The organism is Lactobacillus sp. Sy-1 (assembly GCF_019303535.1).
In the GTDB taxonomy this organism is placed as follows: domain Bacteria; phylum Bacillota; class Bacilli; order Lactobacillales; family Lactobacillaceae; genus Nicoliella.
The window spans coordinates 624,561-651,273 of the sequence record NZ_JACCIU010000001.1 but is presented as its reverse complement, the minus strand read 5'-3'; the positions used below and the strand labels follow the sequence as shown (position 1 = coordinate 651,273).

General features: G+C 43.9%; 23 protein-coding genes and 1 riboswitch. Of the genes, 11 read left to right on the top strand and 12 right to left on the bottom strand.

The window, feature by feature from the left end; genetic code table 11:
* Positions 1 to 5: 5 nt before the first annotated feature.
* From HZL42_RS02395 to lysA, 3 genes are read right to left on the bottom strand one after another with little or no spacing between them, the layout of a single operon-like run.
* The gene (locus HZL42_RS02395) at positions 6 to 1,160 is read right to left on the bottom strand and encodes an N-acetyldiaminopimelate deacetylase (protein ID WP_219054111.1); all 1,155 of its coding nucleotides are present in this window, start codon (positions 1,158 to 1,160) and stop codon (positions 6 to 8) included.
* Between the two features lie 4 nt (positions 1,161 to 1,164).
* The gene (gene dapD / locus HZL42_RS02390; RefSeq protein ID WP_219054110.1) at positions 1,165 to 1,869 is read right to left on the bottom strand and encodes a 2,3,4,5-tetrahydropyridine-2,6-dicarboxylate N-acetyltransferase; all 705 of its coding nucleotides are present in this window, start codon (positions 1,867 to 1,869) and stop codon (positions 1,165 to 1,167) included.
* A 41-nt stretch (positions 1,870 to 1,910) separates the two neighbouring features.
* Positions 1,911 to 3,224 carry a diaminopimelate decarboxylase gene (lysA, locus tag HZL42_RS02385; RefSeq protein WP_219054109.1) on the bottom strand — a complete coding sequence of 438 codons (1,314 nt, stop codon included), beginning with the start codon at positions 3,222 to 3,224 and terminating at the stop codon, positions 1,911 to 1,913.
* A gap of 133 nt (positions 3,225 to 3,357) precedes the next feature.
* A riboswitch (Lysine riboswitch) is annotated at positions 3,358 to 3,540 on the bottom strand.
* Positions 3,541 to 3,718: 178 nt separating this feature from the next.
* Here lysA and HZL42_RS02380 point away from each other — a divergent pair.
* From HZL42_RS02380 to HZL42_RS02360, 5 genes are all read left to right on the top strand, one after another.
* Positions 3,719 to 5,086, top strand: coding sequence for an aspartate kinase (locus HZL42_RS02380; protein ID WP_370629279.1), 1,368 nt, complete (start codon positions 3,719 to 3,721; stop codon positions 5,084 to 5,086).
* A gap of 4 nt (positions 5,087 to 5,090) precedes the next feature.
* The gene (gene dapF / locus HZL42_RS02375) at positions 5,091 to 6,083 is read left to right on the top strand and encodes a diaminopimelate epimerase (protein ID WP_219054108.1); all 993 of its coding nucleotides are present in this window, start codon (positions 5,091 to 5,093) and stop codon (positions 6,081 to 6,083) included.
* Positions 6,084 to 6,281: 198 nt separating this feature from the next.
* Complete coding sequence (locus HZL42_RS02370; RefSeq protein WP_370629291.1) at positions 6,282 to 6,968, top strand: VIT family protein; 687 nt, start codon at positions 6,282 to 6,284, stop codon at positions 6,966 to 6,968.
* 14 nt (positions 6,969 to 6,982) lie between these two features.
* Entirely contained in the window at positions 6,983 to 7,681 is a 699-nt protein-coding gene (locus tag HZL42_RS02365; RefSeq protein ID WP_219054107.1) for a VIT family protein, read from the top strand.
* Between the two features lie 116 nt (positions 7,682 to 7,797).
* Positions 7,798 to 9,066 carry a M20/M25/M40 family metallo-hydrolase gene (locus HZL42_RS02360; RefSeq protein WP_219054106.1) on the top strand — a complete coding sequence of 423 codons (1,269 nt, stop codon included), beginning with the start codon at positions 7,798 to 7,800 and terminating at the stop codon, positions 9,064 to 9,066.
* Between the two features lie 167 nt (positions 9,067 to 9,233).
* Here HZL42_RS02360 and HZL42_RS02355 read toward each other — a convergent pair whose 3' ends face one another.
* The 4 genes from HZL42_RS02355 to HZL42_RS02340 form a co-directional block, all read right to left on the bottom strand.
* The gene (locus tag HZL42_RS02355; RefSeq protein WP_255552540.1) at positions 9,234 to 10,403 is read right to left on the bottom strand and encodes a PTS sugar transporter subunit IIC; all 1,170 of its coding nucleotides are present in this window, start codon (positions 10,401 to 10,403) and stop codon (positions 9,234 to 9,236) included.
* A 112-nt stretch (positions 10,404 to 10,515) separates the two neighbouring features.
* Entirely contained in the window at positions 10,516 to 12,504 is a 1,989-nt protein-coding gene (locus HZL42_RS02350; RefSeq protein ID WP_219054104.1) for a S9 family peptidase, read from the bottom strand.
* Positions 12,497 to 13,279, bottom strand: coding sequence for a YibE/F family protein (locus HZL42_RS02345; protein ID WP_219054103.1), 783 nt, complete (start codon positions 13,277 to 13,279; stop codon positions 12,497 to 12,499). The genes HZL42_RS02350 and HZL42_RS02345 overlap by 8 nt, the downstream gene beginning before the upstream one ends.
* On the bottom strand, positions 13,276 to 14,388 hold the full coding sequence (locus tag HZL42_RS02340; RefSeq protein WP_370629278.1) for a YibE/F family protein: 1,113 nt from the start codon (positions 14,386 to 14,388) through the stop codon (positions 13,276 to 13,278). The genes HZL42_RS02345 and HZL42_RS02340 overlap by 4 nt, the downstream gene beginning before the upstream one ends.
* Positions 14,389 to 14,652: 264 nt before the next feature.
* On the opposite strand from HZL42_RS02340, the gene HZL42_RS02335 reads away from it, so the two are divergent.
* The 5 genes from HZL42_RS02335 (at position 14,653) to HZL42_RS02315 (ending at position 21,690) form a co-directional block, all read left to right on the top strand.
* Entirely contained in the window at positions 14,653 to 15,846 is a 1,194-nt protein-coding gene (locus tag HZL42_RS02335; RefSeq protein ID WP_219054102.1) for a glycine betaine/L-proline ABC transporter ATP-binding protein, read from the top strand.
* Positions 15,846 to 16,709, top strand: a complete 864-nt coding sequence (locus HZL42_RS02330; RefSeq protein ID WP_219054101.1) for a proline/glycine betaine ABC transporter permease — start codon at positions 15,846 to 15,848, stop codon at positions 16,707 to 16,709. Before HZL42_RS02335 ends, HZL42_RS02330 begins: the two co-directional genes overlap by 1 nt.
* 10 nt (positions 16,710 to 16,719) lie before the next feature.
* Positions 16,720 to 17,622 (top strand): glycine betaine ABC transporter substrate-binding protein, encoded by a 903-nt coding sequence (locus tag HZL42_RS02325; RefSeq protein WP_219054100.1) that lies wholly within the window; start codon positions 16,720 to 16,722, stop codon positions 17,620 to 17,622.
* 87 nt (positions 17,623 to 17,709) lie between these two features.
* The gene (locus HZL42_RS02320) at positions 17,710 to 19,629 is read left to right on the top strand and encodes a M13 family metallopeptidase (RefSeq protein WP_219054099.1); all 1,920 of its coding nucleotides are present in this window, start codon (positions 17,710 to 17,712) and stop codon (positions 19,627 to 19,629) included.
* A gap of 69 nt (positions 19,630 to 19,698) precedes the next feature.
* A complete protein-coding gene (locus HZL42_RS02315; RefSeq protein WP_219054098.1) occupies positions 19,699 to 21,690 on the top strand; it encodes a S9 family peptidase in 1,992 nt (663 codons plus the stop codon).
* A 56-nt stretch (positions 21,691 to 21,746) separates the two neighbouring features.
* Here the strand turns inward: HZL42_RS02315 and HZL42_RS02310 are convergent, their stop codons facing one another.
* The 3 genes from HZL42_RS02310 to HZL42_RS02300 all read right to left on the bottom strand — a co-directional run bounded on the left by HZL42_RS02310 (position 21,747) and on the right by HZL42_RS02300 (position 24,325).
* Positions 21,747 to 21,911: a hypothetical protein gene (locus HZL42_RS02310; protein ID WP_255552539.1), complete on the bottom strand. Its 165-nt coding sequence runs from the start codon at positions 21,909 to 21,911 to the stop codon at positions 21,747 to 21,749.
* A 34-nt stretch (positions 21,912 to 21,945) separates the two neighbouring features.
* Positions 21,946 to 23,376, bottom strand: a complete 1,431-nt coding sequence (locus tag HZL42_RS02305; RefSeq protein ID WP_219054096.1) for an MDR family MFS transporter — start codon at positions 23,374 to 23,376, stop codon at positions 21,946 to 21,948.
* 79 nt (positions 23,377 to 23,455) lie between these two features.
* Entirely contained in the window at positions 23,456 to 24,325 is an 870-nt protein-coding gene (locus tag HZL42_RS02300; protein WP_219054095.1) for an alpha/beta hydrolase, read from the bottom strand.
* A 154-nt stretch (positions 24,326 to 24,479) separates the two neighbouring features.
* Here HZL42_RS02300 and map point away from each other — a divergent pair, with 154 nt between their 5' ends.
* A complete protein-coding gene (map, locus tag HZL42_RS02295) occupies positions 24,480 to 25,274 on the top strand; it encodes a type I methionyl aminopeptidase (RefSeq protein WP_219054094.1) in 795 nt (264 codons plus the stop codon).
* Positions 25,275 to 25,309: 35 nt separating this feature from the next.
* Here the strand turns inward: map and HZL42_RS02290 are convergent, their stop codons facing one another.
* Both HZL42_RS02290 and HZL42_RS08965 read right to left on the bottom strand, forming a co-directional pair.
* Positions 25,310 to 26,350, bottom strand: coding sequence for an MFS transporter (locus tag HZL42_RS02290; protein ID WP_370629290.1), 1,041 nt, complete (start codon positions 26,348 to 26,350; stop codon positions 25,310 to 25,312).
* Between the two features lie 6 nt (positions 26,351 to 26,356).
* The gene (locus HZL42_RS08965; RefSeq protein ID WP_255552538.1) at positions 26,357 to 26,659 is read right to left on the bottom strand and encodes a hypothetical protein; all 303 of its coding nucleotides are present in this window, start codon (positions 26,657 to 26,659) and stop codon (positions 26,357 to 26,359) included.
* Between the last annotated feature and the right edge of the window lie 54 nt (positions 26,660 to 26,713).

Genomic DNA, 26,713 nt, shown 5'->3' with positions numbered 1-26,713 from the left:
CCTCCTTAATCCTGTTGCATTCGGTATTCTAAGAAATCAGTAATTGCATTGATGCCCGGTACAATCGCTTCTTCATGTGGTGTAAAAGTAGCAGCATGGAGTTGGGAATCATCATCGACACCCAACCAAAACATGGTGCCATGAATCTTGGATAACAGGTACCCAAAGTCTTCACCGGTCATCGCTGGTTCAGTTTCAATAAATTGGACGCGGTCGTCTTGCTTCATAAATTGGATGAAGTTAGCGGTCAACTTTGGATCGTTTTCAACCGGTAGGTACCCCCCCTGGTTCAACTCAACGTTGACCTCACAATTGTAACTTCTGGCAATTCCAGCGGCAACGTCCTTAATTCGTTCGTCAATTGTTTCAATCATCGTCTGGGTCAACCCCCGAATCGTCCCTTCAATCCGGGCCTTTCCGGCAATTACGTTTCTGATTGTCCCGGCCTCGAGCTTTCCAAAGGTAATCACCCCACTTTGAATCGGGTCGATACTCCGTGAGATAATCGTTTGGATTTGGTTAATGAACTGAGCGGCCACTACCACCATATCATTCGCATTTTGGGGATATGCAGCATGTCCACTTTTCCCAATCAAGTCAACATTGACTTCAGTGGTTCCGGCAAATAGGGTTCCCATCCGGCAACCAATCGCACCGGCTGGTAAATCAGGTGTGTCATGGAGTCCGTAAAATTCGTCCGGCCGCCATTGGCCCTCAAACACCCCGTCTTCATAAGCTAGCTTCCCACCATTTTCACTTTCCTCGGCTGGTTGGAAGAAGAAAATTAAGTTATCTTTTGGTTGGTGACTAGCAAAGTAACTAAGGGTCCCCAATGCCACCGTCATGTGAATATCATGACCACAAGCGTGCATTACATTAGCGTGTTGCGAGGCGTATTCTAATCCAGTTTCTTCGGTTACTGGTAGTGCGTCGATATCAGCACGGTAGCCAATTGTTTTCGTGGGAGCGCTGCCCACCACCTTGACTAGGAGGGCCGTAGGGAGTTCATCAATTTCCTTCATTAATAGGTGGCTTTGGTCAAACTTGCTGATGATGGATTTAATGTATGCGTGAGTCTTAGTTTCATGGAGTGCTAATTCTGGAATTTGATGGAGATGTCTACGAATCTGGATTAAATCGGCTTCTTCTAATGCTGGCATTTGATCACAACTTTCTTAAATCGTCTTCTAGGCTGGTCTTGGATTGGGTTTTAGCATCCACGTCTTTGATTTTGCGAGCTGGGGTTCCAGCAACCATTGTATATGGTTCAACATCGTGGGTAACAATGGCCCCAGCTGCAACCACGGCTCCCTCACCAACGTGGACCCCTTCGATGACAACGGCATTGGCACCAATCAAAACGTTATCGGCAATTCGCACTGGTTCGGCAGAGGCTGGTTCAATTACTCCAGCAAGTACGGCTCCCGCACCAATGTGTGAGTGTTCACCCACAATGGCCCGGCCCCCCATTACGACTCCCATGTCGATCATGGAGTTAGCTCCGATTTCACAACCAATGTTAATAATGGCTCCCATCATTACCACTGCATTATCACCAATCAATACTTGGTCCCGGATGATTGCCCCTGGTTCGATTCGGGCGTTGATATTCTTAAGATCCAATAATGGAACCGCTGAATTTCTGGTCCAGTTTTCAATTTCGTAGTCGCTAACTGCTGGGTTCTTTAGTAATGGTGCTACAACCTTCCAGTCCCCGAAGACAGTTGCGGAATCGGTCCCCTTAAATACCTTTACGTCAGCGGGAAAATCAAGCTTTGCTAAGTCCCCTTTTAAGTATACTTTTACCGGGGTTTTCTTTTCTGCAGTTCCGATGTAGTTAATAATTTCACGTGCGTCTAATTGTGCCATTTCAATTTGCTCCTTTAAATTTTTCTACTATTATATATTTATTATTTACCGTCTAAGCCAAAATCAAGCCGTTCTAAATCAGCTGGGGTTTCCCTTCTAGTTACTAACGTGGCCTTGCCGTCCTCAACGAATACGATGGCGGGCTTGGGGTTTAGATTGTAGTTGGAGGCCATTGAGTATCCGTAGGCCCCGGTATCAAACATTACCACCACGTCGCCCGGCTTCGTTTCAGGGAGGGGCAGGTCATCAATTAAGATGTCCCCTGATTCACAGTACTTCCCGGCTAGGTGAACGTGCTCAACGATTTCAGCAGCGGGGCGGTTAGCAACCACGGCTTCGTACTTTGCTTCGTAGAGGGCGGGGCGAATGTTATCACCCATTCCCCCGTCAACCGCAACGTATGACCGAATCCCCTGCACATCCTTACGTGATCCAATCGTGTAAAGATTGTAGCCGGCTGGTCCTACGATTGAACGGCCTGGTTCAATCCAAACTGCAGGAGTGGTAAGCCCATGCTCTTGACTAGCCTGCTTAATTGTTTTGATAATTGCATCCACGAATTGTTCGGGGTGGAGTGGTTGATCTTCTTCGGTGTATCGAATCCCAAATCCACCACCAACGTCAATGACACGGGCTTCGTAGCCAAACCGTTGTTTCCAGTCGGCTGCCAATTGAACTAGCTTATCGGCTGCCATTTCAAATCCATTCAGTTCAAAGATTTGCGAGCCAATGTGGGAATGAATTCCGATCAAATCCATGCGGGGGCGTTTTAAAACTGCTTGTAACGCCCGTTCCGCTTCGCCTGATTCCAGGTCAAACCCAAACTTACTGTCAACCTGGCCGGTTTGGATAAATTCATGGGTGTGCGCCGAAATTCCGGGGGTAATTCTCATCATGACTTGAATCTTGGCATCTGATGATTCTAAGACTTCATTTAATAGGTCGATTTCATGAAAGTTATCTAGTGCAATCACCCCAACGTGCTTATCAACCGCCATTTGTAACTCTTCCTTAGACTTATTATTACCGTGGAAGGTCATGTGCTCAGCCGGAAAACCAGCATTCAGGGCCATGCTCATTTCCCCTGCTGAAACTACGTCCACGTGACAATCCATTGAGTTCACTAGTTGATACATTGCCGTATTTGCAAACGCCTTACTTGCGTAGCAAACGGCATACTCAACGTCGTTATTTTTAAATACTTCTTGGAAGTGTTGAATTTGACTCTTGATCTGTGCCACGTCATAAACCACTAATGGGGTCCCAAATTGATGGGCCAACTCTACTGCGTCACAACCACCAATGGTAAGATGGCCGGCGCTATTGATGTCTGATTGACTAACTTGCTCGTTCATAAAAAATCCCTCCATAATTTAGCGAAGTGGTCGCCCCGATTGCGAGAATAAAAAAGGGATTCCCCTGTATGAATGTGGTAAACGTCCATACAAAAGAATCCCAACGGTCTTAGCCATTTTAATTTTTGGTTTCAATTGTCGAAAGCGCTCCACAAGATTATTCTCGTGACAGTCCGCAGTCTATTAAACTACGTCCCAGCAAGTAACTCCCTGTAATGAGCCGCTAACTTCGGCAACCTTACTTTTCAATCAACGTCTTCGTCATTACAGTGACTCGATCGACTTACTAGTCTTGGTTGCGACCTCTTCGATTAATTAAAATACTAAAGCACTTTTCACCATTCGTCAACCGTTTTTGATAAAAAATCTTTTTTAGCATTTTTATTTCTATATATTGATATAAATAACCGCAGTCTAACGCTACTTATGGTTATTGATTAAATTTTTAATCATGTTAGAATGCAGGGTGAATATTATTATAGGAGTGAATCCAAGTGACCAAGATCATCAAATTTGGGGGCAGTTCATTAGCTAATAGTGCCCAATACCAAAAAGTAATCGACATTATTGAAGCTGACGCCAGTCGCCAAGTCATCGTTGTTTCAGCACCCGGCAAACGCTTTGATGATGACATCAAAGTAACCGATCTGTTAATCAAGTACGCAAACCAAACCATTCAAAACCAAGATTCCAGTGAAGTATTAGCGGCCATCATTGCCCGTTACCAAGAAATTGCTACTGCCTTTTCCGTTCCAGATGATCAATTTCAGATCATTCCGACAACACTAACGGAACTGCCAGACCAAAAGTATCCTAATAATGAATACCTAATGGCTGCATTTAAGGCCCATGGGGAAAAATTAAACGCTGAATTAATGGCGATGGTGTTGAACCAGCTCGGCATTAATTCGCGGTTCGTAGATCCTGGTGAGGCTGGGATTACGGTTAGTGATAACCCCAACAGTGCAACCGTTTTGCCTGAAACTTACCAAAACCTAGGCCACTTTGGCTACGGTGACGAAAAGTTGATTTTTCCTGGTTTCTTCGGGATCACAAAGGCTGGTAACATCGCGACGTTTGCGCGGGGTGGTTCTGACATTACTGGTTCAATCGTTGCCCGCGGATTAAACATCCCCATGTACGAAAACTTTACCGACGTTAGCGCCATCTATGCTGCTAACCCTAAAATCGTTAAAAATCCAATGCCCATTAAGAAAATGACTTACCGTGAAATGCGCGAACTATCATACGCTGGGTTTTCAGTTTTCAACGATGAAGCCATTATTCCAGCCATTGAGGGCCAGATTACCATTAACGTTCGTAACACAAACGAACCGGAAGCTCCAGGCACCCTAATCGTTCCAGAAGGCGCATTTCAATCAGAACACGAAATCACAGGCGTTGCTAGTTCAGGACACTTTTCCGCTCTTTATCTTCACCGCTACCTACTCAATAAGGAGGTTGGTTTTACTTTTAAACTGCTCCAAATCCTCTATAAATATGATATTTCATACGAACACATGCCATCTGGAATTGATGATTTAACCATTATCTTTGAAGATAGCCAGTTAACGGATGAAAAAATGCGTGCGGTGGGCAAGGAAATTCACGAAAGTCTCCACCCCGACCGATTGGATTGGATTCGAGACTATTCGATCATCATGGTCGTAGGAGAAGGGATGGTTAATCAAACTAACGCCCTTAGTAAATCAATTGATCCGCTTGCCACTGATGGCATCAAGGTCAATATGATCAACCAAGGAGCTTCTCAAATCTCAATTATGTTAGGAACCCGTAAGGCTGATGCTAACCGGGCCGTTTTGGATATTTACAACCAATTTTTTAATTCCCAGGAGGACTGATTTTATGCTTACAACCAACCTATTAAAAGTACACGGTTCCGAAAACCAATTTTTCATTCTGGACCAGACTGCACTAGCAACTCCCCTATCGGCAGCTGAATTGACTAAGCTGGCCCAAACCATCTGTAAACCAACCAGCTTGCTAGGTGGCGCAGACGGTGTTTTAGTCGTTGATGAATCCGACCATGAGGACGCGCTCGGCCGCATGGAAGTCGTGAATGCCGATGGTAGCCGTGCTTCCATGTGTGGAAACGGCCTTCGGTGTGTCTCCAGATACCTCTCGGATAAGTTTCATCAAGATTCATTTAGAGTTGAAACTCCCGCTGCGGATTTAATGGTTAACCGCGAACTGGACTTAGCGCCGAACGTGGTGGCATTTGCGGTCGAAATTTCCCCTGTTCGTTATGAAAAACAGGATTTTCCATTTGATAATTTAGGGATGGATAAAATCATTAACCAACCCCTTCCCGAATTAAATGACCACCTCAAATTTACCACCATTGCAGTGCCTAATCCCCATTTAATTAGCTTTGTAAAAACCGATGCTGATTTAAACGACACGCTGGGCACCCTCGGCAAGCAACTAAATGCAAAGAACCCCTACTTTCCAGACGGGGTCAACGTTAACTTTGCTAAGATCATTGGGAAAAACCGTCTCTTCGTTCGGACTTATGAACGGGGAGTTGGGTTTACAAATGCCTGCGGAACTGGGATGTCTGCCACTTCGTTAGCATTTGCACTAAACTATCCAGAAATGGTCGACATTGAAAAGCCAATCGAGGTCACTAACCCCGGTGGAATGGTCAAAACCATTGTGCATCCAAATAACACTAAGCAATGGATTCAATTGATTGGTAACGCTACCTTTACCGCCAAAGTAGAGCTTCCAGAGGAGATGCTACACCAGGGAAGCATCACGCCAGATGAAGCAACCATAACCGATACTGGTGAAGAGTCTGCGTACCAGGCCTTCGTCAATTCATTACCACAAAATTAAATTACATTTAAAGCGATTGAATTGCAATCGCTTTTTTTATTGGCTTAAAATACGTTATCATAAAAAATATATCAAGGTAACCTAACTTTTAATTTTAGTTTAACAAAACCCTTTACATTTTATTTTTCTGGTTCTATAATAAGCGTTGTTAATTAATAATAATTATAAAGTAATAAAAATAATTATTTAAAGGGGTGGATTAAAGTGAAGCAGCAAACATTAGCACAAAGAATCAACGTAATCCGGGCCAGCGTAATGGGAGCCAATGATGGAATTTTATCCGTTGCCGGAATTGTAATTGGGGTTGCGGGAGCCACTACTAACTCCTTCGCCATTTTTATTTCCGGAATTGCTGGAATGATTGCCGGAACTGTTTCAATGGCAATGGGCGAATGGGTATCAGTCAGCACTGAAAAAGATTCCCAACGTAACGCCATTAACTCCCAAAAACACGCCCTCGCCAATAACTACCAGGGAGAATTTGATGCAGTGAAGCAAAAATACATTGCCGATGGCATTGACACTACCCTAGCAACCAAGGCGACTCAAGAAATGATGAGTCGCGATTCATTAGTCACCACGGTCCGTGAGAAGTATGGGTTTAACGTTAATGAATTCACCAATCCATACGCAGCGGCCATCGCTTCCATGATCTCATTTCCCACTGGTTCAATCCTACCATTAGCAGCCATTGGACTGTTTCCGAGCCACCTCAGAGTCGAAATGACATTCATTGCGGTAATCATCGCTTTGGCAATTACCGGATACTCGGCAGCCGTGCTTAGTAAGGCGAACCGGAATCGGTCCATGCTTAGAAACATTATTTCAGGAATGTTAACGATGGTAATTACCTACTTAATTGGTAAAATCATCGGGACTTTATAGGAGGAGGGATTCACATGCAACAAGTTAAGACCAAGCAAAAACAGACCATGGCTGAAAAATTAAACACACTGCGGGCTGGTGTCTTAGGATCAAATGACGGAATTCTGACTGTCGTGGGGGTTTTATTCTCAGTCGCAATCGCTACAACCAACCAGTTTACTATTTTTGTCGCTGGACTATCGGATTTACTCGCCTGTGCATTTTCAATGGCATCGGGTGAATATGCATCGGTGAGTTCCCAGCGAGATGCGGAAAGTGCAGCCGTTCGGGCTGAAGAACACCTCCTGAAAGTCGATTTAGCGGGTGAAATTACGGCCGTTCAAAAATACTATGTTGACCGTGGAATCACCCCCGCAACCGCCAGGGCAATTGCTAAGGAGCTGATTCAAAAAAAGCCTCTTGAAACAATGGTAAACGTGAAGAACGACATTCAGTTAGGCCACTACATGAATCCTTGGAACGCTGCTTTTTCATCCCTTTTCTCAGCTGCCTTAGGTGGAATCCTCCCGCTAGCAGCAATGACCCTTTTGCCAACAAACATCGAATGGCCCGGGACCATCTGTGCCGTAATCATCTCGGTGGCCATTACTGGATTTTTAAGTGCTAAATTAGGAAATGGACTGGTTAAGACCGCCATCATCAGAAATATTATCATTGGGATTCTAACGATGATTATTCACTACACCGTCGGTAAGTTAATGAATCAATTTTAAGCCAATTAGGGGCACTCGTTTACAACGGGAGTCCTTTTTAATTTGATATTAAACTAATTATAAAATATAATGATTGAAAACCTGCTCAATTAAAATATCATCTTATGGAGGACTTTATGGAAAAGGAAACCAAAATTAAAATCTTAAAGGATCTAATCGACATTAAGTCAGTTAACGATAATGAAACGGCGGTTGCCGAATACCTATTGAAGCTCTTCCAAGACCATGGTATTAAGGCCAAGTTAGTTGCTGAGTTCCATAACCGCAGTAATATCGTAGCCGAAATCGGGACCGGTGAGCACCCTAAAATTGCCCTTTCTGGTCACTTGGATACCGTCCACCAGGGAGACGAACGGACGTGGAAGTCCGAACCATTTTCTGGCACCCTTAAAAAGGGCCGGATGTATGGTCGTGGGGCCACCGACATGAAGGCTGGAATGGCAGATTTAGCAATTACCATGATTGAATTAGTCGAATCTGGGGAACCAATCAACGGAACGATTCGCTTTATCGGAACGATTGGTGAAGAACTTTCCGCTGCTGGATCCAAATATTTAACTGATAAGGGCTACGTTGACGACCTGGACGCAATCGTAATTGCCGAACCTAGTGGGGTATCACTCCATGGGCTGCGTTCATACGTTAATAGTGATGGGGTTACCATTGAACCGGAAGTTTTAAAATCACTACTGAAAAAGGCGTTCCTATCAGATGCACTGGAACAACACTTTATCATTAAGGCTCACAAAGGATGGATGGCATACCGAGTTACCGCCCGCGGAAAAGCTGCCCACAGTTCAATGCCTCAAATGGGAATTAACGCCATCGACTCGTTGATTAAGTACTACCTTGCAGAGAAAGAATTTTACGCCAACCTATCCGAATCGGATCCTGAATTGGGGCGGACCGTTTATTCACCGGATATTTTCCACGGGGGTGAGCAAATTAACTCCGTTCCGGACCTGGCATATGAAATCGTCAAGGTCAGAACCATCCCTCAGGTTTCAAACGAAGAGCTAATTCAACGCCTCCAAAATTTAATCACTAAGTTAAACGCGCAACCTGGAATGGAATTAGAATTAACCGTTGAACACAGTGAACTGCCGGTCAAAAGTGATAATCATACCCACTTGATCGATATCTTCCAAAAACACGCTGCTCATACCATGCACGAACCAGACGAACTCCCAACAATTGGGGTGTCACTGGGAACTGATGCTTCCGAGTTTCGGAGACGCAACGAAACAATGGATGTCGTGGTGCTTGGTCCCGGAAACACAACTGCTCATAGTCCAAATGAATACGTGGAAATTTCCACCTATTTGGATATGATTAAGCTGTATAAGGCGACCATCCTCGACTTCATGGCTCATAATCAAGCTTAGGGGGGACCACAATACAGTGTTGAATTTTATCAAAAAACACGGGATGATTATTTACGCGGTTACCGTTGCCGCCACCATCAGTATTGGTGGAATCATCTGGATTATTCTCTCAATTTAAACTAAAAAGATCATTACTAGCGCTGGCTAATAATGATCTTTTTTACTAACTATTTAATTTCGTTTTTAAAATCCGTTGGTTGGTAGGCTTTGAACCACTTAATAAAGGCCCAATTAACTAATCCTCCAACAACAATTGGAAATACCACCCAGGTAATTAAAGCAGGTCCAATCCCAATTAAATGGCTAATGAACTCACGCTCGCCTTCGTCGGCAATCATGGATTGAATTGGTGATCCAAACCCAATCCACCCCAATCCAGCTGACATCGGCGTTCCCTGAACGTTAAATAATACGACTGGGATTGCTGCAAATCCAGCGGTAACCATGAATGCTAGGATCGTGATCGGCTTTTTAAAGACCGTCGTCATCATCCCCATCATGGCCCCCATGAAGATTGCAATGGTCGTCCCCTTCTTATTTACCAAGATCGAATTCAGAAGGAGGACCACCGTCGTGGAAACCACACCGACCCCCGCTGCAGCAGCACTAATGTCGGATAGTGAAATTGCGAGGGCAATCCCCACCGTTGAAATCGGGGTAATCGTCAGGAAGGCAAATGCCATTGCAATTAAGACGCTCATTAGCAACGGTTGTAAGTCAGTAACCGCATTAATAATCTCCCCTAACGTCGTTGTAATTTGACCAACGAATGGTGAGAGGAAGTATCCAATTAAACCAATTAACCCACCAACAATTAGTGGAGTTAAAATTACTGAAATTGAGCCGAATCCATTTGCATATTTTTCAAGCAGTTTAATTGCCACCACTGCTAAGATCGCCACAATAATGGCGTTAATTACATCTCCAGAACCATTCGCCACGTAAAACGTGCTGGAAACTGGATTATCAACGTTCGTAATTGGGTCGGTAAACCCGGGCTGGGTCTTGACCCATTGAATCGAACCGGAGGCGGCGCCCGTAGCAAGCATCACCGCGCCCGTATCTAACGCCTTCATTTTGAATTGGCCCGCCACTGCCATCCCAATTAAAATTGGGATAAAGACGTTAAATAATACTAGAATGGCGTTTAAATGGAGTGCCCATTGGTAGCCCTGATTAATCAGCGGGGCTAGAACATACTTTAGAATTGCCGCAGGTAACACCCCAATTAAAATTCCCTGGGCAGAACCAGTTAGGACCCTGGTAAATAATTTACGGACTAACTTTTTAGGTTTATGACCGGCTGGCTGATCATTTGAATTTTTACTAATACACAACACTCTCCCTTTTGCAAACGGCTCAATCATTTCGAATTATTATACGTTTAGTATACCATATTTTCACTTACAATTCAAAAGGGACCTCCGTCAATAACGGAGATCCCTGATTTTAAATTGGCTCATTTAAATAACGTCGGAACCATTCGGTAATGTCTTCTAATCGTTGTACTCGTAAGTTTGGCAACCCATGTCTAGATAGGCCGTGATAAGACTGTGGATAGCGAATATAATCAACGTCCGTTCCAGTCTGTTTAACTGCAGTGAAAAAAGATTCACTTTGATTCGTGGGGACCCGCATGTCGTATTCACCGTGTTGAATTCTAACTGGGGTCTTAACATTTGCCGCATACTTAAGGGGTGAGCGATCCCAGTAGTAATCATTCGCATCATCAGCATAGAGATCCTTCCCTAGTTCAACGCTGGCATAACGAATTCCAATGTCACCAGTTCCATAAAGCGACTGCCAATCAATGATTGGGCGTTGGATACTGGCAGCGCGGAAACGGTCGGTGTGCCCAACCGCCCAAGCTGCAAAGAATCCCCCGTAAGAACCACCGGCAATAAAGACCTTCTCGGGATCTAAGTCACCGTATTGATCGAGGGCCGCCTGTAATCCAGTCATAATATCATCATAGTCTAACTCACCGTAGTGGCCGATGATGGATTTTTCGAAACGTTGTCCGTAGGTAGTGGAACCGCGGGGGTTTAAGAAGACCACTGCAAACCCACTACTTGCTAAGTATTGAAATTCATGCATAAATGACTCCCCATACGCATCGTGAGGCCCCCCGTGAACGTACAGAATTACGGGAGATTTTTCAGTTGGTTTAAAGTTCAAAGCATGCATGACCCACCCAGAAATCTGGCCGGTCTGATCACTAGTGGGGTACGAAAAGCCCCCGACTTCAGCATATTGATGGGTGGCTTCGTATTCTTCATTGGGATTATACAACTTCTTTTCGTTGAATTGCTTTAGATCAACAATTCGAAGCTCACAGGGGAGCTTTTGAGAAGATGCACTAATCAACACGTGGTGGGCATCAATTGGGACAAAGTCGTAAATTTCACTGTGATTATCGCGCACTAATTCCACCGTTCCATCTAAGTCACCAGTATATAGTTGGCTATAACCATGGTGGTAGCCATGAAAGAGGTAGTGGGAGCTATCTAACCAAAAAACGCCTAGATTGCTACGTTGTTGGGCAAAATCTGTGCTCAATCCACCCGCAAAACCAGCATCAATGTCATCATTTAAATTCAATTGGTATAGGTTCCCATCCTCAATTGGGTATAAATATACATGGTTAACGGTTGCATGGACGTAATGATTATCGCTTCCAATCACGATGATGTTTTCACCATCCGGTGAGAACCGAGCATCAGTAAAGATTCCACTCGGCATCTCACTTGTAACCCAGGTCTTCTTTTTATTCGCAATGTCATAGAGGTACAGAGCACTCGTATCATCTACCGCATCGGTAAGGTTATGCATAGTTGATTGTAAAAATACTAGCTTGGTTAAATCCGGACTAATCCCCTGAAAGTCAAGGTCATAATTACTTTCGAACAGCACCACTTCCTGGTGGGTCTGCAAGTCAAACATCACCAGTGAATAACGTTTGTCGTTTGATAACCAGCCAATCCCGTCGGCACGATTATCGAGCTTGGTAATGTGGCGAATTTGGGGTCGATCGCTAGTAGCAAACTTACTGGAGACGTTGGTATGCATTCTTTTAAATACCAAGACGTTTTCATCTGGTGTCATCCGCATCTGAACGATTGAATCGCCGTGGGTAACTTGAATGGCATCGCCACCATCTAGTGGCATCTGCATTAACTGGTAGCGCCCCTTAGCATCTAAGTGCCGGTAGTATAAATGGGTTTTCGTCCCCAGTGGTTGGATATTGAGGCCTCCTTGAGCCCACACCTGGTAATGACCATTTTCATCAACACTGGCAATCTGGGCCGTATATTTATTAGTCGCTTCGTCAATGCCATTTTCCACAAAGAAGGCCCGTTTCCCGTTTGGATTGGGCTGGGTCAAAGATTTTAAGTGGTACAGATCCTGTGCAGCGACCCCTTGTTTGGTATTAGTCATTTCTATCAACCTTCCCCTTCTGATTTTGTCTACTTTGGTGTTGTTGAGCCATTATCAACGAAGTTACGGGGATTGTGATAATCACCCCAATTAACGAGAATAAAATAATTACAAACTGCCCCGCAAACACCTTGTCATTAACAATGCTGCCCGCAGAATAGTGCAGGCCTGCAAACCAAATGAATAGGGACAATGAACCCCCGAATAATCCAAAAAATAATGTGTTTAACGTAGTTCCAATAATCTGCTTACCGACTAACACCCCGTCCATAAACAGCCGTTTCGCCTGAATATGCGGGTGTTGTTCGATAATTTCATCCAACCCGGAAGCAATTGCCATAGTTGCTTCTGCAATTGCCCCGAGGGTGCTTAAGATGGCGGTCGTAATGGCTACTTGAACGTAATCAATTCCAACCAAAATCGACATTCCTTCTAAGTCGTCACTATCTTCTAGTCCAAATCCCTGGACCTGCGCCCAGTGTTCCACTGGAATGATTAATAGGACTAACAAGCCTAACACCACTAACGACGCCACAAAGGCGATTTGGCTAGTCGAGTCGCTAGTCCCACTGAGAAAGATTGTCAGAGCCAGGATAATCACTCCCGTCACCAAGGTGACGATTAGCGGTGGGAAGTGAAATGCAATCAACACAATTGAAAAGAATAAAAATCCAAAATTTAAAATTAAGCTGATAAACGACTGTAAGCCTTGCTTACCGCCGATAATCACCATCAACACTAATAATATCAAACCCAATCCGGTAATTGTACTCATTTGACTTTTGCCCCCCGTTTACCAATCGTAATGCTTGCTAAGCCACTGGCTAGTGGAATTACCAATACAATTCCAATTGCACTAATTAGACTTTGGACGACCCCTAGCGACATGTTCATTGAAAAGGAATAACCCCAGCTGTTGCCGTTTTTCAAAAAGAGGAGCGCCATTGGAATTGTCTCTCCAATGAAAATAAAGAAGAGGACGTTAATCAACGGGCCCATGATCGAGCGACCAATTTGTTGCCCAGACCGGAAAATTTGTCGGCGGGAGAGGTTGGGGCGCTCCGTTTTTAACGCAAATAGTGATGAAACAATATCGGTCGATTCATCCATCACCGCCCCAAGTGAACCAATCATGGTTTCGGCCAAAAATAACGGGCGCGGCAGTTGGGTCACATACTGCATTGATTCATAGTACACCCCGCGTTCGTGGGTCATGATAAATACAACCAACGCAATTAAAATTGAAGCGCCCGTCCCTAGCAATGTCGAGAGCAACGTTACTAACATCTGCCGGGTCAGACCCAGAATCAAAATCAACGTTAGAACGGAAAAGACGATCGTCAAGACTGAAAATAACATCAAGACCTGGGTGCCTTGACTATGGCCATTCAAAAGCACCGCTACCACGAATAAAATTGTATTAATAATGATGCTTAACAACGCCGTCAGTCCGCTCAACTTCAAGAACACTAACAATAGACAAACCGCTAACAACACTAAGAAGACAATTGGAACATCCCGCTTATAATCCTTGATTGTCGCGCGGTAGTGCTCCGTCGGATGCACCACTACGAATGCTTTTTCACCCACCCGATAGTTATGGTCCATCGTCTCAGAAGTCGAGTATGTATTTTGAACCGTCAGGTGTTGACCCTTATATTTACCATTCAAAACGACCCCGCTCAAGGTTTGATTGGTCTGGGTATCAGAATTGTGAAACTCGTCGGTCGTCGTCGTTGTTTCACCCTGGGTGACGCTTTGAATCTCCATAATCGGTTGTTTATAGAAACCGTCATCATGCATTACCCCCACCATGATCAAAGCACTGGCCACCACCAGTCCCAAAATCAATTTCCATGGAACCTTATCAATCAATTTTTGCATCATTTTCATCTCGATTTAAAAAAATTTATAATTCATTCTAACATACTAATTTAATCACGTTTACCACTAACCATTAGTTAGCTATGTTTACGAATAAATTTGACACAAACTTTAATTTTCTTTAAGGTATTACGTAGCGTTAAATCTAATTAGGACTCCGGGTCCTGCAAAATAAGAAGAGCCCCAATCGGCCCTTTTTTTATTGTCATTAAGTTAGGTAGGGCGGCCGTCCTATCTTTATTTTTATACCTAGGGAGGAATTTTATGACTACCAAAATCGAAGTCAAAGGATTAACTAAAATCTTTGGCAGACACGTTGGTAAAGCTGCAGAAATGATGAAAAACGGCAGTTCCAAAGCAGCCATTTTAAAGGAAACTGGTAGTACCGTTGGGGTTGATCAAGCCTCATTTACGGTCAACGATAACGAAATCTTTGTTATCATGGGCCTTTCCGGAAGTGGAAAATCCACTTTGATTCGAATGTTGAACCGCTTGATTGAACCAACCGAAGGCGAAATCACCCTCGATGGGAGCAGTGTGACCAAGGCTTCCAAGGAGGAGCTCAGACACATTCGGCGGACTAAGATGGACATGGTGTTCCAAAACTTTGCCCTCTTTCCGAACCGTACGATTATCGAAAACACCGCATACGGCCTAGAAATTCAGGGAATGGCCAAGGACGAACGGCTTAAAAAAGCTCACGACGCCCTTGAACTAGTTGGCCTGCATGGATATGATAACGAATTTCCAAGTCAATTATCCGGGGGAATGCAACAACGGGTTGGTTTAGCCCGCGCCCTCGCTAACGACCCCGAAATCTTATTAATGGACGAAGCGTTCTCCGCTTTAGATCCGTTGAACCGCAAGGAAATGCAGGATGAATTAATTGACCTGCAAGAATCCGTGAAGAAGACGATCATCTTCATCAGCCACGACTTAAACGAAGCCCTCCGGATTGGTGATCGCATCATGATCATGAAGGATGGGGAAATCGTTCAAATCGGAACGCCTGAAGATATCCTCCAACACCCTAAGGATGAATACGTAGAAGCATTTATCCAGGGCGTTGACCGGACTAAGATCCTTACCGCTGAAAACGTAATGGTCAGACCAACGACGATCAACATTGAAAAGGACGGTCCTAGAATTGCCCTTCGGCGGATGCGGGATGAGGAAATCTCCAGTATCTTCGCCGTTGACGGTGATCGCAAGTTGATCGGCCTCGCCGATGCGCAAGCCGTTGACACCCTGATTCAAAATAATGACCGTGACATTCAAAAGGCCATTCGGACTAACATCCCAACCACCAGCTTGAACACCCCCATCAAGGAGCTATTCAAGACGATTTCACAAACGGCCGTGCCAATTGCGGTCTTAGACGACCAAAAGCGGCTGCACGGGATTATCATCCGAAGCTCGATTCTCGAATCACTTTCAGGAAGTCAGGGGGCTAAATAATGAATTTTATTTTTGCAAACACACAACCAATTCCAGTTGCTGATTGGATCAACCACTTCGTTAACTGGTTAACTCAATTCGTTGGCTTTTTCAACGGCATTACTAACTTCATCGGTGCCATTATCAACGCATTCCAGTGGGTTTTTGACCTACTTCCAATCTGGTTATTCATCATTTTGGTCCTTGGAATTACGTTCTACGCCCTCCGTGGTGCGAAGTACATTGGCCTGATGGCGTTCGAATTAATCGGCCTACTATTTATTTGGAACCAGGGATTCTGGCGTGACATGACACAAACCCTCTCGCTAGTGCTTACCTCAAGCCTCTTGATTGTGGTCATTGGAGTGCCACTAGGGATTTGGATGGCCAAGAGTAAGACCGTTTCTGCAATCATGAAGCCCATCTTAGACTTCATGCAAACCATGCCGGCCTTCGTTTACTTGATTCCAGCCGTTGCGCTATTTGGAATCGGAATGGTCCCTGGGGTAATCGCATCGTTTATCTTTGCGCTTCCACCAGTGGTCCGGATGACGAACCTAGGGTTGCTCCAAGTTCCTGGCGACTTGATCGAAGCTGCGGATTCATTTGGTTCAACCGGTTGGCAAAAGCTAATCAAGGTGGAACTGCCCCTCGCAAAATCAACGTTAATGTCAGGAGTAAACCAAGGAATGATGCTAACCCTTTCAATGGTGGTAATCGCCTCTATGATTGGGGCCATGGGACTTGGTTCACAAGTTTACTTTGCAGTTGGTCGAAATAACGCTGGGGCTGGGTTTACCGCCGGATTAGCAATCGTAATCTTGGCAATCATCCTAGACCGGATTACCCAAGCGTTCAACCGTTCTAAGCAACCCACTAAGTAAGGAGGCCCAAATGAAACGCAAACATTTAATAATGATCGTGCCCATCCTCTTAGTGACATTCATCTTAACGGCCTGCCAAAGTGTAACCGCTCCCTATAATCCAAAGGAAAAACTCGGCCCCCAAATCAACTACACGATTACGGGAATCGATGCTGGAGCTGGAATCATGGCGTCAACGCAAAAGGCGTTAACTGAATATCCACTCGCTGAAAACAAGTGGCAACTTCAAACTAGCTCCACTGCTGCAATGACCAGTACTTTGGAAAAGGCAATCAAGTACAAGCAGCCCATCGTGGTTACCGGTTGGCAACCCCACTGGATGTTCAAAAAGTATCCAATTAAGTTCTTAAAGGATCCTAAGAACGTTTACGGGAAGTCCGAACAAATTCACACCATCACCAAGAAGAACTTAAAACAGACCAATCCGGGCGCATACAAAATCTTAAGTCAATTCCACTGGACGCCAGCTGAGATGTCTGAGGTGATGCTGCAAACTAACGCCGGGGTCGACCCAGCTAAGGCCGCTAAGGATTGGATCAAGAAGAATCCTAAGAAGGTCGCTGAATGGACTAAGGGCGTTAAAAAGGGAAATGGTAACCCAGTTAAGTTGACCTATGTGGCCTGGGATTCAGAAATTGCATCCACGAATGTGATTGCCCAAGTGCTAGATTCAATGGGTTACAAGACCACCATTCAAGCAATGGAAATGCAACCAATGTGGGTCTCAGTCGCAAGTGGATCCGCTGATGCAACCGTATCAGCATGGCTTCCTAACACCGCAGGGGTCTACTACAAGCAATATAAAAATAAAGTCGATGACGCTGGCGTTAATTTAGATGGCGCCAAGGTTGGATTGGCGGTTCCAAAATACATGAAGAACATCAATTCAATCGATGATTTAATCAATAAATAACTTTTGTTTAAAAGCGGTTTACGTTACTTGTGAGCCGCTTTTTTGTATACTATAATTAATCAAATTTTATAATGGAGGGATTTATCCATGAGTGACACAGTAAATAAAGCATTGATTAAAGATGACATTTACCAAGCGGTTAACGGTGAATGGTTAAAGGACGCCAAGATTCCTGCTGACCATTCCTCAACCGGTGGTTTTATGGACTTGGTTGATGGCATCGAAAAAACCCTAAGAAGTGATTTTAAGGCCCTCAGTGCAGGCGAATGGGAACCAGCTAACGCTGAAATGGCTGAATTTAAGAAGTTCTACCAATTAGTATTTGATTTTAAGCAACGGGAAGCAGCTGGGGCAACCCCCTTAAAGCCAATCCTAAAGCGGATTGAAGATCTAGATTCATACAAGGACCTCGATGATCAACTAACGGACTGGATGCTATCAGGACTGCCCCTCCCATTTAACTTCGATATCGAAGCTGATATGAAGAACGCGAAGGTAAACGCCCTGTTCTCTGGCGCCCCCAGTTTGATTTTGCCAGACAAAACTTACTACCAACCAGATAATAAATCCGCTAAACAACTAATGCAAATCTACACTACCATGGCCCGGCAACTCCTTGAAAAAGTGGGTTACTCCGCAGATGAAGCTGAAGCCATGGTTGAAGAAGCTAAGCATTACGATGCTCAAATCGCACCTAACGTTAAGTCCGCGGAAGAAAATGCCGACATCGCTAAGATTTACAATCCAAAGCAATTTACTGATTTTGCTAAGGCGACCGACAAGGTTGATTTTGTAAAGGCAGTTACCGAATTAGTGGGTGAAACCCCTGATCAAATTATTGATACTGAACCAGAATATTTTGATTTCTTAAAGGACCTAATGGATGATAATAACTTCAACCTGATGAAGAGTTGGATGATCGTTAAGACCGTTATTTCATACAGCAACCTCCTTTCAGAAGAACTCCGGGTATTAGGTGGGACATACCGCCGCGCACTTTCCGGGCAAAAGGAGCCCGCTAGCCAAGATAAGGCTGCTTACCACCTCGCAACCGGCACCTTTAGCCAAGTGGTTGGTGACTACTATGGTAAGAAGTACTTCGGTGAAAAGGCTAAGCAAGACGTTCATAACATGGTCGTAAAGATGATCAACGTTTATAAGAAGCGCTTAACCGATAACGACTGGTTGGGTGAAGAAACCCGCAAGCAAGCCATCGTTAAGTTAAACTCCCTCTTGATTCAAGTTGGTTATCCGGACGCAATTGACCCCATCTTCAAGCAATACAAGGTGGACACTGCTGCCGATGGTGGCACCCTCATCAGTAACCTAGAAAAGTTCGGTAAGATTACCACCAAGGACCAATTCAGCAAGTGGAACAAGCCGGTTGAACGGGCTAAATGGGAAATGAGTGCTGATACGGTAAACGCTTATTACCACCCATTTAAGAACATCATTGTATTCCCAGCTGCCATCTTACAGGCACCATTTTACAGTCTAGACCAATCTTCCAGTGAAAACTTTGGCGGCATCGGTGCCGTTATCGCCCATGAAATTTCCCACGCCTTCGATAATAATGGTTCCCAATTCGATGAATTTGGGAACATGAATAACTGGTGGACAAAGGAAGACCACGAACACTTCGACCAACTCGCCCAAAAGATGATCAAGGAATTTGACGGACTCCCATTTGCTGGTGGCAAGGTAAACGGAAAGCTCACCGTTTCCGAAAACATCGCCGATGCAGGAGGGCTGAGTTGTGCTGAAGAAGCTGCTAAGGCCGAAGCAGATTGCGACTTACAAAAGTTCTTCATTAACTGGGCCCGGATCTGGCGGAACAAGTCAACTGAACAACGCGAACAACTACTCCTATCAATCGACGTGCACGCCCCTGCTGAACTGCGGGCAACCGTTCAGGTTAAAAACTTGGCTGACTTCTACACTACCTTTGATGTTAAACCAGGTGATGGAATGTACATGGATCCAGATGACCGGGTTAATATTTGGTAGTTTCGGCTGCCCATTTGAATGGGTGCTATAATAACAGTAATTGCTGTTATCTTATGAGGAGGAATTAAAATGGCTCAGGGAGTTGCAAATCATGATTTATTTAAACTAAAATCGGTTACTCAACCAACGGTAATTGGCAATCGCTACTTCTTCGTTGAAAACAGTATCGATGAGGAAAGTAATCAGTACCGTAGTAAAATTGCGAGTGTTGACGACGACCAAAATTATACCGTGTGGGCTGAAGATGGTATTAATGTAAATCCAATTGTTTGTGATAACAAACTCTTCTATTTACATCAAGATGCTCAAAAACACTTCCAAATTATGGAAATGCCGCTTACTGGTGGGGCTGCTAAGCAAATCACCAGCGGCAGTAACATTGAACAAGTAAAGAAATCGAGCGATGAACAAACGCTCATTTTAAAGATTTCAAAATCACGGGTTAAGGCAAAGTATGACACGTCTGATTTTCCAGTTCCTAGACACGTTAATAAAATTTTTAACCGATTGGATGGGACTGGGTGGTTACCCAACGATTTAAGCTATAAGTTAGTTTACTTCGATGTGCATACCCACCAAACGATTACCCTTTTTGACGTTAAGCATGATTTTGATTTAAAGACCATCAGTGCTGATAACACTAAGATTGTCTACACCAAGTCTAACCATCCCGATCTAAAGACCGACTTCGATCCCACTAAGGGGGTCTACATGTATGACGTTGATACCAAGAACGAAACCTACATCACTAAGGATGTTGATGGTGGAATCTTCTCCGACGCCCAATTTTCACCAGATGGTAAGCAATTAGCGTTGATTGGTAATACCAATCAACACCCTAACTGTACGGTTAATAACCTCTGGTTATACCGGTTTGAAGATGGGCAATTAACCAACGTAACCAAGGATGACGATGACTACGAATGCGGATTCTCAACTGGCCTCGCTGCTGATTTTGCACAACATCGGGCTGAAAAAGCAATCCAATGGCTCAGCAATGATCAATACGTCTTCCACGCCTTTTATCATGGCCGCAGCTTATTGCTGTTGGGTAACGGAAGCGATTATCAAGTCATTCACGATGGCACCGAAGAAGTTTACGATTTCAGTAAATTTGATGACCACCAGGTTCTTTTAAGCGTTTCTAAGCAGGAAAAACCAAGTGAATTACAAATTCTAACCATTAAAGGTGCTGAATCCGACGTTACCACCGTTTATAACCCGAACGCGAACTACGAAAAGGACCATTCCTATGCTAAGTCCGACCACTTCGTATACGTTTCCAAGGATCAAAAGGTGCAACTAGACGGCTGGACGGTTCATGCTAGCAACCTTGAAGATGGTCAAAAGAGTCCGGTCATCCTCTACATTCATGGTGGTCCCCACGCCGCTTACGGTGAAACGTTCTTCCATGAATTCCAGACCCTCGCTAACCACGGCTACTCGGTCGTCTTTGTTAACCCCCGGGGATCCACTTCTTACGGTCAGGAATTTGAATCTGACGTTATTGGTCACTACGGTGAAAATGATGCTTCAGATGTCCTTACCGGTCTTGAATATGCATTAAATAACTACTCAGATCTAGATGCTGATAAGTTATTCGTTGCTGGTGGTTCTTACGGTGGGTTCCTATCGAGCTGGTTATTAGGTCATGACGACCGCTTTAAGGCCGCTAGTGTACAAAGACCCGTTACCGACTGGCAAGCCCTTTACGGCACCAGTGACATTGGTTTTTGGTTCAACCGGACCGAACTAGGGGTCGACCTCTTTAAGGATGCTAACGCCCATGAAGTTTACTGGGACAAGTCACCACTTAAGTACGCCCACAACGTTAAAACTCCGGTGCGAATTCAACACGGTGAGTACGACATGCGCTGCCCTACGAACCAAAGTGAAGCCTACTTTACAGCTGTTAAGCAAACGGGCACTGATTGTGACTACATCCGTTATCCACAATCATTCCACGGCTTTTCCAGAAACGGCTTACCAAACCTAAGAATTCAACGAATTGACGATATTTTAGAATGGTTCAACCGTTACAAGAGCGATCCGCTTAAATAATCGTAAAAAAAATCCTGGTGAAATTAATCATCAGGATTTTTTATTTGCTTAATTATTTATTTTTTACGGTCGTGCTTTTTAAATGCAGTGTAAACTCCTAGGACCGCTTCAGCGAACATTCCAATTCCCATCATTCGCATTGCAATCATCTGAGCGTTCATATCGTTGTTAAAGGAGAAGTATAATAGCACCGCATAGAAAACTAGGAAAATAACTGACATTAATTTAGAATTACACATCATCATTAGCCCTCTTTTATTTAGTTTGCTTGCCTTGTGAGCGAATCATAAACGCAAATAATAATCCCACAAGTTCAAGCACTGCCATAGTAATAAACACAACATGGTAAGCATTGTGGTTGGCAACCATTTCTGATACTCCCAATGCCTTTTGGTTCCGCGCAACGTTGGTTAAGATTAGCGTTGCTACCGCAACCCCAACCGAACCTAAGATTTGCCGAGCGGTAGTTGTAACAGCAGTTCCGTCTGCAACCACGTCTCTAGGGAGTGAATTAGCCCCTAGGGTAACGGCTGGCATCATTACGAAGGCGTTCCCACCTTCAATTAACATTGCTAGAAGAATCATTACCCAGATGTTGGGTTGGCCTGGGATTACCGTTAATAGTAACCAGCCTAGCACAATCATGCTCATCCCTGATAACATCGTTTTCTTAAACCCAATGCGATCGGCTAGCTTCCCGGTCAACGGATTTAAGAAACTCAAGAACGCTGCTCCAGGAACCAATGCCATTCCAGAAATAAATGGCGAAACCCCTAATACATCTTGGTAGTAAAGTGGGAAGACAATCGTGGTTACGATCAATGCAATGTATGAAATCCCGGTTAAAAGCACGGACAAATCGTAGTTCATCGTCTTCAACACCTTTAACTGTAGTAATGGGTGCTTCATCGTCCATTGACGGTATACGAAAATTGCAACGAAGATCACACTCACGATTAAGATCACAGCTGCTTGGGTAACATTGACGTTGGGTTTGCCAATCATATTGACTACGTATAAGATTCCGGCAAACCCAATTAATAGGAAGGTCGAGACGTAGTCTAAACTGCTCTTCTTGTGGGGCATTACGTCCTTAATGGCGTTAAAGCTTAAGAATAAAATGATGGTGGCTGTCGTGATGAAGAAGACAAATAATCCGTGCCAATCAGTAAACTTAAGTACCACTCCCGAAATAATCGGACCGACTGCAAGGGCGGAACCCATCACTAATCCGGCTAAACCCATCGTGCTCCCCCGCTTTTCCTTCGGGGTAATGTACAGTAGCACGGACTGGTACGATGGGAATAAAATTCCAACTGAAATGGCTTTTAAGATCCGCCCAAACATCATAATTGGGAATGTGGGCGCAAATAGAATAATCGTTGATCCCACGTCAAACAAAACAATCACAAATATAAATAGCGTTCTAAATCCAATATTATTTAATAACCACGGACTCACTGGCATCATAATACACATTACTAACATAAATGCCGTCGTCAACCACTGGACCGTGGTGGCAGAAATATGGAAGTAACGCATGAATGTCGGATAAACCGTTGACAGTGATGACTGGCTAATTGACATCGTAAAACTACCTAATAGTAGGACGAAAATAAACCATTTTCGATTAAATGGCTTGCCGTGTAAGTCGTAGCTTACATTTTCATTAGCACTTTGGCTCATAATTAATCACCTCAAATTATAATCATTACAAATTAATAACTTAATACAGTTTATAACAATTCTAATCAAATGTAAATGATTATCGTTTATCAAAGAGTGCTTTTTCTACTAACCGGTCGACAACGGGATGGTTAAACAAACCATTATGACTAGCATCTGAACCAGTTAACTTAATTGCTTGGTAGTTATCAGTCCGTGATTTAACAAGGTACTTCAGTGACTCCGATGAGACGTTAGTAATCACCCCGTCGTTGTTCGCCTTCCCCGCACTGTTTCCGTAAATGTTCAATACCTTGACGTTCTTTGGTAGGGTCTTCGTACTGGAAATCAGTTCTTTATAGGATGGGTATTCCTTTGTCGCTTTTCGTAAAATAAGTGGTTTATCACTGTTATTTAAGTGGTTAGAGTTTGGCTTATCGTTCGTTTTCATCACACCGTTGTAGCCCGCCCCAATTGAAATCAGCTGGCTCATTTCAGGGATACTGGTGTCCTTGTCACTGGCACTTGATAGTGCTGCAACCGCACCGCCACTAAACCCAACGGCATTGTAATTAGCATAGCCATACTTAGCCTTTAAGTGGGCTAAGACATTATGAATTCCGTGCATTTGTTCAAAAACGGTCGTCTTTGAATTAAAGGTTAATTTGATCATGGGTTGACTGACTTTCTTGGTCAATTTACCCTTATAAATCGGCTTTTCATCACTACCGAAAGTAACCGTGAGCCCAGGGGTCCCACCATCACGATTACCAATCGCCATTAAGTGATTAGCAGCATTCTGGGATGCATTTGCACCAATTATGTACAGGGTAGGAACGGGACGATCTGCTTTTTTACTACTTTTATTCGAATCGTTTTCATTATTACTGACACTAACGAAGATGGCTGCACCTAGTACGATTATTAATGCAACTACTAGCATAATCGTTTGTTTTAAATGTTTACTCACAAAAAATCAGTCTCCTTTATATTTCTAAGTATAAGAATACTAGAAAACTCAATAAATTTCATTAAAAAGTAATGATTTAAACAATTTCATTAGCATGATTGGACTAAAAGTAGTAAATTAGATGGTGAGATATTAATATAAGGGAGCGAATTAGATGATTACATTAAAATCACCTCGTGAAATCGAAAAAATGGCTGAATCCGGCGCAATTTTGGCGGGGGTTCATAAGGGCCTCCAAAAATTAATCAAGCCTGGTTTGGATACTTGGGAAATTGAAGAATTTGCTAATAAATACATTGAAGATCATGGCGCTAAAGCCTCTGAAAAGGGGTTTGATGGCTACAAGTTCGCTACTTGTATCTCCATTAATGATGAAGTGGCCCATGGGATCCCTCGTAAGGGCCTCAAGTTAAAAGACGGTGACATCGTGAAAGTTGATATGTGTGTTAATAAGGATGGCTTTGAAAGTGATTCTTGCTGGAGCTATGCCGTTGGTAACGTTTCCGATGAAATTAAAAAGTTAATGCAAGTTACCCACGATGCCCTTTACTTGGGGATTGACCAAGCGGTAATTGGTAACCGGATTGGTGATATTGGTACTGCGATTCAAAAATACGTTGAAGATCAAAACGGCTTTGGTGACGTTCGGGAACTAATTGGCCACGGCATTCAACCTTCCATCCACGAAGCCCCTAACGTTCCTGGTTATGGTCATGCTGGACAAGGAATGCGCCTTCGTGAAGGAATGACGATTACGATTGAACCAATGGTTAATACCGGAACTTGGCAAATTACCGACCGTTACGATAAGAAGGATGACTGGACTTACTACGTATCAGCTGATGGCACCCCATCTGCACAATACGAACACACCCTAGCAATCACTAAGAACGGTCCTAAGATTTTAACTTCACAGGATCCTGAGGCAGATCAAAAATACATGCTATAAAATTAAAAAGATGATTCCAACCATCCCGGTTAGAATCATCTTTTTTTACTTTGGTAGTACCCCCACATCAAAATACCATTGATAATTGAAAGGCCAATTGAGAGAAAACTAAAAATTTTGAACCCGGTTAATACGCCGAACTGCGATTGCATCAATGCTCCAACGGTCGTTCCCATTGACCCCATGAACATTTGAAATGTTTGGATAATTGCAGTGGCATCGGCTTGATCTGATTGAACCTGGTCGTCAATGGCGGCTGTCTGCGCTCCAAAATAAGCCATGTTCCGTCCGATAATGTAAATGACGTATGAAATAATTAGAGTCCATAACCCCAGTTGATTGGTGAACACCGCCATGCCCACTACGGCCGTCATAAAGATGGCATTTCCTAAATACATTGGTAACTTGCCACCATGGGCGTCGTACATTCGCCCAAAGTAAGGATTTAGCAGCGCTCCAGTCAACGCCCCCGGCAATAATGAAAATCCCGCAATAAAACTAGACGTATGCAGAGCGTTCTCAGCAACGGTGGGAATAATCAAATCTAGCCCAAGCATTGAAAACATGTAGAGTGCAACGGGAGTAAAGAGTACCAAGAACTGCCCCTTCTTAAACAGGTTCAGGTTTAAAAGCGACCGCTTGGACTGTTGGCTGTGCCAAACAAACGCGACAATTGTGATTACAAGTACAGTAAAGTAAATCCAGTTGAATCCATTGCTAGCTAGTTGGTTCACTAACATCAAGCTTAACATTAGAATCACCGTGAGCAGTGCAAACGCAATAAAATCAAATCCATTCGTCTTCGACTGGTTATTAATATTTCTAATCGTTGTCCAGCCGGTAAGCAGTGATAGTGCCGGGGCAATCAATAAAATTAGGAAAATGGCCCGCCAGTTCAAGAGGTCTAAAATAAAGCCACCGTAAGTTGGTCCAAACGATGGCGCTAGGCTCACCACTAACGATGACACCCCCAGCCAAGTCCCAATTTTAGCCCGCGGAACCGTGTAAATCACGATGTTAAACGATAACGGCATTGCGATTCCAGACGAGATTCCCTCTAAGATTCGGCCGAAAATTAGGATTCAGAGGTTCGGCGCAAAGGCCCCCACTAAAGAACCAACGATAAACAGGCCAATGCTAAATAACCAGACCGCCCGAATACTGAACCGCTTGGCCGTGTAAGCACTAGTGGTAATTGCAACCGTCACTGCCAGTAAATAGGCTGCCGTCACCCACTGAATTGTGTTTAAATTACTATCAAACACTTTCGCTAGCGTAGTAAACGTAACGTTCATTGAAGTTTCCGCCATGATTCCAGAAAACGACAGTAACGCCACCGAAATAATGGCCAAGATGGTCTTGATTGATACTTTATTGGCATCCATTGAATCACCCCTTCCAAAATAAAAAGCCAAGTTATTAACCTGGCTTCCAATTTA